Source organism: Myxococcus llanfairpwllgwyngyllgogerychwyrndrobwllllantysiliogogogochensis, assembly GCF_006636215.1.
Classification (GTDB): domain Bacteria; phylum Myxococcota; class Myxococcia; order Myxococcales; family Myxococcaceae; genus Myxococcus; species Myxococcus llanfairpwllgwyngyllgogerychwyrndrobwllllantysiliogogogochensis.
The window spans coordinates 1-8,231 of sequence record NZ_VIFM01000389.1 but is presented as its reverse complement, the minus strand read 5'-3'; the positions used below and the strand labels follow the sequence as shown (position 1 = coordinate 8,231).

General features: G+C 65.2%; 8 protein-coding genes, 1 tRNA gene and 1 pseudogene. 5 read left to right on the top strand and 5 right to left on the bottom strand.

The window, feature by feature from the left end:
• Positions 1-187: 187 nt before the first annotated feature.
• Positions 188-445, top strand: coding sequence for a hypothetical protein (locus tag FJV41_RS46285; protein ID WP_141649028.1), 258 nt, complete (start codon positions 188-190; stop codon positions 443-445).
• Between the two features lie 535 nt (positions 446-980).
• Here the strand turns inward: FJV41_RS46285 and FJV41_RS46280 are convergent.
• Positions 981-1,178: a hypothetical protein gene (locus tag FJV41_RS46280; RefSeq protein WP_181791427.1), complete on the bottom strand. Its 198-nt coding sequence runs from the start codon at positions 1,176-1,178 to the stop codon at positions 981-983.
• 1,374 nt (positions 1,179-2,552) lie between these two features.
• On the opposite strand from FJV41_RS46280, the gene FJV41_RS46275 reads away from it, so the two are divergent.
• A complete protein-coding gene (locus FJV41_RS46275) occupies positions 2,553-2,876 on the top strand; it encodes a hypothetical protein (RefSeq protein ID WP_141649027.1) in 324 nt (107 codons plus the stop codon).
• Between the two features lie 180 nt (positions 2,877-3,056).
• On the opposite strand, the gene FJV41_RS46270 is transcribed toward FJV41_RS46275, so the two are convergent.
• The 3 genes from FJV41_RS46270 to FJV41_RS46260 form a co-directional block, all read right to left on the bottom strand.
• The gene (locus tag FJV41_RS46270; RefSeq protein ID WP_141649026.1) at positions 3,057-3,878 is read right to left on the bottom strand and encodes an ATP-binding protein; all 822 of its coding nucleotides are present in this window, start codon (positions 3,876-3,878) and stop codon (positions 3,057-3,059) included.
• The gene (locus tag FJV41_RS46265) at positions 3,875-4,057 is read right to left on the bottom strand and encodes a hypothetical protein (protein ID WP_141649025.1); all 183 of its coding nucleotides are present in this window, start codon (positions 4,055-4,057) and stop codon (positions 3,875-3,877) included. The genes FJV41_RS46270 and FJV41_RS46265 overlap by 4 nt, the downstream gene beginning before the upstream one ends.
• A gap of 286 nt (positions 4,058-4,343) precedes the next feature.
• Entirely contained in the window at positions 4,344-4,622 is a 279-nt protein-coding gene (locus tag FJV41_RS46260) for a hypothetical protein (RefSeq protein ID WP_141649024.1), read from the bottom strand.
• Positions 4,623-4,786: 164 nt separating this feature from the next.
• Between FJV41_RS46260 and FJV41_RS46255 the strand changes: the two genes are divergently transcribed.
• The 3 genes and pseudogenes from FJV41_RS46255 to FJV41_RS55060 all read left to right on the top strand — a co-directional run.
• Complete coding sequence (locus FJV41_RS46255; protein WP_181791425.1) at positions 4,787-5,572, top strand: DUF4328 domain-containing protein; 786 nt, start codon at positions 4,787-4,789, stop codon at positions 5,570-5,572.
• A 970-nt stretch (positions 5,573-6,542) separates the two neighbouring features.
• The gene (locus tag FJV41_RS46250) at positions 6,543-7,082 is read left to right on the top strand and encodes a hypothetical protein (protein ID WP_141649022.1); all 540 of its coding nucleotides are present in this window, start codon (positions 6,543-6,545) and stop codon (positions 7,080-7,082) included.
• 319 nt (positions 7,083-7,401) lie between these two features.
• Positions 7,402-7,530 (top strand): annotated as a pseudogene (locus tag FJV41_RS55060) (transposase); the annotation flags it as partial.
• 530 nt (positions 7,531-8,060) lie between these two features.
• Here the strand turns inward: FJV41_RS55060 and FJV41_RS46240 are convergent.
• Positions 8,061-8,134: transfer RNA gene (locus FJV41_RS46240), tRNA-Arg, on the bottom strand.
• Positions 8,135-8,231: the final 97 nt, after the last annotated feature.

Here is an 8,231-nt window from a genome sequence, read left to right as displayed (position 1 = left end):
CTCATGGTGCGGGTGCATGCCTACCTCGCTGCTCGCAACGCCCAACGCTCTGCCAGTCCATCCCTGCGCCGAGCCGACCTCAGGCGTGCCGTCTGAGGCCGTTCGAGAATCACGAACTCTGGTTTAGCCGCCACCACTCTGCGCGTGACACAATCTGCAATTGTATTGCACCCGTAAGGGAGGACGCATGAAGCGCATGATCAGTAGCCTGTTCGTACTTGGCTTGTTCGGCTGCGGTGGGGGCATCGACGGCACACAAGACCTGCCAAACCCACAGCTCGACGAGATCGAGCAGGGAGAGGGCGAGCAGCCCCCCGTAGGCGCGCCGGGAGAGGACGAGGACCACCCCTATTGCGACGAACTGCTCGTCGAGCCAGTGAAGTGCAAGCATCGGATTGCCCCACCCACTTTCCCGCGCCCTACGCCCGCCCCCAGCCGTACGTGAACCGCGCACCGACGCCCGCCACGCGCTCGCGGGCGGCGGCCTCGGCGAATCCGAACAGCCCAAGGTCGGCGAGGGGCTGTAGCCGCCCTCCGCCCGCGCGTACCAGCCCGTGAGGGTGGACACACCGGTCGGCGCCTCCAGGTCGTCGACAGACCCAGCAGTAGCGGCGGCAAGGCAGCGCCGTCCACCGAACCGCAGTATCCATGCCGGCGTCCCCCCAGGGGAGTCATGAATCGGCAGAGGGTGTTCGCGCTTGCAGTTGCCCTCCTCCTTGCCGGAGGCGCCGTGGCCTTTGTTGTGCTTCGCGGCGACACGGTGGAGGGGCAAGCCATCGCACCATGGTCAAGCGACGACTTTGCCTCTGACCTGGAGCGGCGCCCTGGGTGCTGGGTGAAGGTGAAGTCATCGGAGCCGGGGAAGTGCCCTCACGGCGTCGGTCGCATCTACAAGGGTGAGTGCTACATGGCCAACTGGGACGTCTGCGCGAAGTACTATTGAAGAGCTGGCCCATGTCCTGGAGCCGGATCGCTCGCCATCAAGCGGCATTCGTCACCCCCTCGCGCCCCGCCGCTTCATGCCTCCGGGCGACCACCTCGAACGAGCGCTCCTCGAGTTCAACGCCCTCGGCGCGCCGGCCGAGCTGAAGCGCGGAACCGCTGCCCCCGAACGGGTCCAGCACCATGCCGCCCATCGGGAGGGCCGCGAAGCCCTTCCAGGCGCGGCTCCGGGCCAAAGAGAAGTGCCTCCTGGCTCGACGGAGAAACCATGCACGTCGCCGCGTCAGAGACCTGGACCCTGGGCTCCACTACACCGCGGACACGGAGAAAATCGCCATGGTGGAGTTCGTGGCGCGGCGGGTCGAGGACTTCGCCTGGATTCTCTCAGCGGCAGGCGGCGCATGCCGCGCCACCATGGATTCCACGCCGACCGTCAATCCACGGAGGCAGCACCTGGTGCCACCGTGCTGACGGGAGCAGCGGCCGACCACCCGACACGAACGTGGCGAAGCACAACGGCAGGCGACAAATAGTTGACTGGAGCAACTACTCACATTCCGCCACATGGAGTTCTCGGACTTGCCGTGATGCTCTTGAATTGCGTCCGAACTCCTGGTCGATAGGCGGACGCAAACCAAAGCGGAGGCAACCATGGCTACCGTGGGACTGCGTCGTTGTGCGTTGTGGGTTGGATTCGTGTGGGTGATGGCGTGCGGAGGCCCTCTCCCTGAGGCGCCAGAGTCATCCGATGCCATCGCCCACGAGGAGATGTCCATCGAGAGCGCCGTACCTGGAGCCGAACTCGCGTGCCCACTTGAGGTCGTGGAGGCCTGCGTTCCGGGCTGGTACACCTGCGGTGTCCGCTGCTGCAACGACACCCTGTGGGACTCTCAACAACTATGTGGCAATTGCCTCACATTTGCACACCGGAGGTGCGTAGACCAGGGCGGCCCGAAGCGAGTTCGCTGGACGCCGTAGAACACCACATCCACCGCACGACCCGCCCGGACACCGCCGACCCGTGAAGTCGCGGATGGCACCTCCGGGCTGGTCATTCCACCTCCACCTGGTCACCACTGACTCCGAATGCCGTGGTGCCGGATGCCGCCTGGCCGAGATGCTGCATCGACTGGCCCTTGCCATCAACGCGCTTCGCCTGCACGTGTCGACGCGGGAGCGCATCATTCCGACCTCCGCAGGCAGACCAGGTAGAAGCCCTGATACGGTGAGTTCGTCAGGGGGTCGGCATGGATGCATTCCCGCTGTGGTTGGGCATCACCTTGAGCGGTACCGTCATTGTCCTCGTGGGCATCATCTTCTCGGAGCGGCACGAACAACTGCGACTCCAACGCTGGGTCCAACCGCTTCGATGTCCGGAGTGCGGTGGGGAGTTCGCCCCCCCGTCGGTTGCCCGGTCTGCTCCGCCGCGAACGACTCCTTCACACGGCGCGTCCATCCCAGAGCTTCCAGCCCTGGTCCAGGCGACGTGCGCCGCGTGCGGACTCACCGCCGTCTTCACTGAGACGGGGGAGCCGAAGCGCACGTACCGTGCGTCTCCCGCAGCCTGAGTCGCGAAGCCGCACAGAGAACCGGCCAGCCAGGAAGTGTCCATGTACGACTTTCTGTATGCCTTCACGCTGTGGCTCGCGCTCACCGGCATCGGCATCCTCCTGCTGTTCGCCCTCATCGGTATCGAGAATCGCGGCTACGAAAAGGAGAGGAAGGCTCTGCTCGATTCTCTCCGCTGCATTGCCTGCGGCGGCGAGAGCGACCCTGACTCCATCTGGGGGCCCGAATCCAGTCGGGTCAAGCGGGGCATGCCACAGCCACCTCCCCAGGTCGAAATGACGTGTGCGACCTGCGGGCTCGTCGCCATTCACACCGACAAGGGGGAATACGTGCGTACTGGCTCGCTCCTCCCAGACAGGGATTGAGCAAGGTCTCTTCAGAGGGAACCTCCAGCACCGCGCGCACAGCCCACTTCCTGGACGCTCTCGCGTGACGCCGCGAGTACTCGCGCAACCCCCGCTGGTGCGCCAGCGACAGGTCAGAGCCGCCGCGACCCAGGAGGACAAGGCCGCTATCGTCCCTGCCCAGCGCGCACAGGGACTGCGTTACGGCTTTGCTCCCCGGCGCAGGTCCCGGTTTCCGCAGTCGGCCAGGTGGAACGTCCCCGGGCGGCTCATGCGGGAGACGACGCGGGCGCCGACGTATGTGGCGAAGTCCGAGGGCCCGCCTTCCCTCCGCTGCACCGAGAGGTGGGTGGTGTACGCCGTCACCATGCCGGCCCTGTCCCGCCTGTCCACCAACTCCTCGAGGAGTTCCCGGTCGCGCCGGCCCAACTCCTCGCCCGGCAACCCATCGACGTCGTCCAGCACCAGGACGCGCACCCGGGTGGCTCGCTGGAGAAGCTGGTCGTCCTCCGCCTCATCGTCGCTGACGCGCTTCAGCTGCGACCAGCGCACGAAGAACCCGGCGGACGCGTCCCACACTGGCAGATGCTGGCCACTGCGTGGCTCGTGGCGCACCGCGGAGCGGAAGAGGTGGCACGCTCCAGCTGTCTTCCCCACTCCGGTGCCGCCAGACAGCAGCAGCGTGCGCAGCCCTTCCTGTAGCACGAGCCTCGCCGCGCGGAGGGCGGCCGTCTCCAACACCTTATCCCCGGTGAGGACTTCCACTGCCTCCGACGGGGCGGCACACAGCTTCAGGTGCAGCGGCCACGCATCGGCATGGGCGACCTCGAGCCGAACCCTTTCCGCCGCCTCGGCCTGCCGCAACTCCACCTCCCGCCGCTTCCAGTCAGCCTCGAGCTGGACCAGCCCCGCCGAAGGCTGCTCACGGGCCTGGGACATGGCCTTGCGCATCAGGTCCGCCAACCGCTGAGGCCCTTGTCGCCGGGGCTCGGCCGGCGCGGTCTTCTCGTCGTCTCGGCTCACAGGCTGTCCACCACTCCTTCCTGGTAGTCACGGGGGTTGAGACATCCCCGCGTGCGCGCGGATGACGTCGACCGCATCGCGGGCGTGGTGGTGGAGTTCAACTGTTCCACCAGGTCGCCCAGGTTGTCATACCGCAGCTTGAGTCTGGCGGGGACGTCGTGCCCTCGTCGGAGCAGCACCTCGTGGACTCCGCCGCTGCCGGGGAGGGAAAGCCGCGTCCGGGTGGTTCCATCGTCGACATACTCCCAGTCACTCCAGACAGGGGGGCACGCCTGCCCCACGCCCCCCCCTCGGCATATCCCCATTGCTCGGAGGCAACACCAACGACCGACTCAGCACGAATCTCAATCGTCCGGACATAGCCAGGGAACAAAGGGGACTCGGAAACATCGACGACACACATTTTCCCTTTGCTGGTCAGCAACTTGCGCCGAAGCACTTCGATTTCCATTCTGGCTATCCGCGTCAAGAGGCTGGACCTCCCAACTCCACCCTGTCTTCGCGGGAACCCTCGGTATGCACCGCCCCCTGAGCGACCATTTCGGTCATTTGCCCGTCAGGAACCACGAACTGCACGGCGGCGCACGGACGGATGCCGCGTGTGTGTCGGAAGTACCTTGGGTGGCGGCACTCCTCAACGATGCCGCCAGCCTTCATGATCTCGTTGGTGAAGACGCCATCGCCCCATTGACAGGACCAACCCTTCACGCCTGGATGGAGGTACAGCGCCTTGCGTGTGCTCATGGATGCCCATCAATGCACGGCGCATTAATGTGTTCCAAACCCAACAGGAACCACCGAGCGGCTCCTTCCACACACCACTCACTTACAACCTCCGTCGCCCTATATGCATGATAAATGTTCGCGTCGGCGAGCCACTACTCCCACACCTCGCCGCGACCCGCCCCATGCTGACAAAATCAGACAGCCCTCCTGTCGATGCCGCATGTGTCCAGCATCCCGACCAGCTTGCCGCGGGAACCTGCATCCGCTGCGGAAGCTTCGTCTGCGAGAAGTGCCAGGAGCGCGACGCGCGAGCGTGCTCCTTCTGCCGTGCGAGCCTGAGGCAACGCCCCCTGCCCTCCTCTACCCCCTGGGCAATCGTCGCGACCTGCGGCATCGGCCTCCAAGCGGTCGCCGAGCTCGCCCACATCGCCGTGAGAATCTGGGTCTTCAGTTTCGTCCAAGCAATCGGCTACACGCGGACCGAGGCCATCTCCATCTATGCAATGAGCATCACGGCCGTGAGCATCGCCAAAGCCGTGATATGGCTGCTCAGCGCGGTCTACTTCCTGACGTGGCAGTACCGGGCGGTCCGAATCGCGGGACTGATTGATGTCAGCCAGGCCTCTCCTCGCTGGGCCATCCTGTCCTGGTTCGTCCCGGGCATGAACCTCTTCAAACCCTATCAGATTCTCCGCGACCTCTGGCTCGACCTGGGGGGCGCAGCCAGCCGAACGACCCTGATACGCGCATGGTGGTGCATAGGGCTGCTCACCTTGACGCTGGGCGTGTGGAACCAGTCGATGGTCCTCCTCGGCGAAATCGTGGGTATCAGCTTCGATGCGCTGCGCCGCACCCAAATCGCGCAGAGCGCCATGTTCCTGCTAGCGACCGTGCTGTGCGTCGGCGTTGTGGTGCGCATCCAGCGGCGGCTCGTCCAACTGAAGGCGGAGGTCCTTCGCGCCCCGTGAGAACGGCCCCCTCGCGCCCCGGGGCATGCTTCGGCCCGCTGGAGGTCCTCGGGTTGTCGTTGGCCAATGGCGCGGTGCTCGTCCACGCACACTCGAGTCCCGGGCTCCTCCAGGCACGTCACGGCACACGTCCCTTCCTGTAGGCCGGCGTCACCAGGCCCGCCCGGGACTTCGTGGGCCCGGCCTTCGTCGCGTTCCGGACCAGCACCTCAGCCTGCCAGATTCGGTTCCGGAGGAAGTCTTCCTCGTAGACCCTGCGCCCGGGTATGGGCCGCACCGCGACGCCTCCTCCCACCATCCAAGTGACATGTCCCGCGTACCGACTCTCCGCCATCTTCACAGAGGCGGGCGAGTTGGAGCGGACGCACCGCGACGCCGCGCGTGGAGCCTGAGCCCTGCGCAGCAGGGCCTGTGGCAGAATTTCACCGACAAGGGGAGTCCTGAATGAGCGAGGTCGACTCGACGCTGTGCCCGCGGTGCAAGGGGGAGCTAATTCCGGTGCGGCATGATGTGTCGCCTGCAAACCCTATCCGCAACGCCGCCACCCAGATTGAAGGCGTTGTCACTGACCCGCGAACAGGGAAGGTCATGGAGCACAGGGTGCTCATCTGCGGATCATGTCTAGATGACCTCGCACGCGACCTGGCGCTGAAGTCCAGCTATCTCCAGGAGCACTACAACCAGCCCCAGCGCCGATAGCAGCGGCCTGGAGCACAGAAGGTGCGCTGACGCATCTGCGACCATCGTTCTCCTCGCCTCCAGTCTCTGCGCATCCTCATGAGAGCGGAGCCGGGCATTCTCGTCTGCCAAGAACAAGAGTGTCCGTTACGCGAGGTTGACCCTGGCATCCCAGACAGTGGTGCTCGCCCCACCCCAACACAATCATAGAGCAGTCAAGCACCACATCCTGTGCCTGACCGCTCTTGGCCGAGACTCTCCGCCAAGGACACCCCCTACCCGAGGTGCAGTCATGGCAAACCAGAGAAGCGCAGTTCTGTACGCGGCGGGCTGGGCATTGCTGTTGGGCGCATGTGGTCCGGCGCTCGACGACGAGGCCAGCGAGTACATCGAGCCTCCAACCGCCGAATCGCCATCTCGTGGAGACACGGTGGCCGAAGAGGACAACGCGGTGTCCCAGGCAACGTTCGGAGGGCACCTCGGAAGCGCACTGGGCTCCCCAGTAATGACTTTCAACAGCTGCACCGCCAACAACGAGTGGCGCACAACCTGTGGCTCCGGGGCGTCGCCGGATATGGCGTATACCTGGACGGTCCCCGTCACGGGAAGCTATGCCTTCTCAACTGGAGGTTCGCCGTACGACACGGTGCTGGAAATTCGCCACGCCGGGGATACGGGCGTTGTCTATGCCTGCAACGATGATCGCTCAAGCGGAGGATACACGTCGCACGTCGTTCTTCGGGATCTGCCTAAGGGCAGAAAGCTCTTGGTCATCATCGATGGCTACGAGGGTGACTGTGGAGTTGGCCGTCTGAACATCGTCGGTATTTGATCCAGTCGAGGCCACGGTCTGCGCCGTGTGAGGCTCGTCCAGGCACGATGGGGTGCTGAGGAGAGCACCTATGCCGGTATCCACTCTGTCCCCGTGCCCCCCACTCACCGCTGCCGCCTGATGCCGTTGTAGCGCAGCCCATCTGGCTGGAGCTGCTCGCCCATCACCTTGAGGACGGCAGCGCCCAGGCCACGTGCCAACTTCTCGGACTCGGCCCTCCCCTGGGCGACAGCACCTCTGACTTCACGGAGCCGTTCTGGGCCCCTGGGCGTGATCCGCTTCAGTCGACACCAAGGAAGAGGCAGGTGCGGTGTCCCACATGAGGGAAGTAGAGAAGCCACCAAGCCCCCGGCGTAGCTACACGGAGGAGTTCAAGGCCGGGACAGTGAGGCTGGTGTTGGTGGAGGGAAAGACAACGTCCCAAGTGGCGAGGGACTTGAAGCTGTCGGCGTTGAGGATGTGGGTGGACCAGGCCCGTGCAGACAAGGGCCAGGGCAAGCCCGATTCGGAGAATTCCTCGGGCTCCGGGTCCGTCGGCGTGGACAAGGAGAGGGCGTCGATCGCGAGCGCTTCGACCTGCTGCGCGAAGACCTGGTGCGCAGCCCCAGGAACGACCCGCAGGCGGCCCACGGAATCGAAGTGGGCGACGGCAACCGACGAAATGGCGGAGAGACGCTGCTCGAGCACGAAGCGCCGCGCCACCGGCGACGTCAGCAGGCCCCTCAGCCAGCCGGAGAACGCCGCCAGCAGAGGAGTCTTCGCGCTCAGGATGCGCGTTAACCGAGCCAGGCCCGGAAGAAGGGCGGCTCATCGCACACCCTCCACCGCATATGGCACATGCGTCACCGCTCTCCCCCTGACCAGATTGGCGGTCAGAGAGCGACTCAAGTGGGCAACAGGTGGGCGGGGTACCGGAGCGGGGGTCAGGGCCCGAGATGCTCGGGAAAAATCCCCAAGCATCCCGGGCGCTTCCCTCTGCGCGCGATACAGGATTCGAACCTGTGGCCTTTGGCTCCGGAGGCCAACGCTCTATCCAGCTGAGCTAATCGCGCAGAACCGCTACAGCGAGGGCACAAGTAGCCGAACTCCCCGGCCGACGCAAGCCCGCATTCCGCCCAGGGCTGACGGGAGAACACCCCACCGCAGGGG

What these genes read in the sequence shown, in the direction of transcription:
- FJV41_RS46285 (WP_141649028.1), top strand. Translation starts at nt 188, where the DNA reads ATGAAGCGCATGATCAGTAGCCTGTTCGTACTTGGCTTGTTCGGCTGC.
- FJV41_RS46275 (WP_141649027.1), top strand. Translation starts at nt 2,553, where the DNA reads ATGTACGACTTTCTGTATGCCTTCACGCTGTGGCTCGCGCTCACCGGC.
- FJV41_RS46260 (WP_141649024.1), bottom strand. Translation starts at nt 4,622, where the DNA reads ATGAGCACACGCAAGGCGCTGTACCTCCATCCAGGCGTGAAGGGTTGG.
- FJV41_RS46255 (WP_181791425.1), top strand. Translation starts at nt 4,787, where the DNA reads ATGCTGACAAAATCAGACAGCCCTCCTGTCGATGCCGCATGTGTCCAG.
- FJV41_RS46250 (WP_141649022.1), top strand. Translation starts at nt 6,543, where the DNA reads ATGGCAAACCAGAGAAGCGCAGTTCTGTACGCGGCGGGCTGGGCATTG.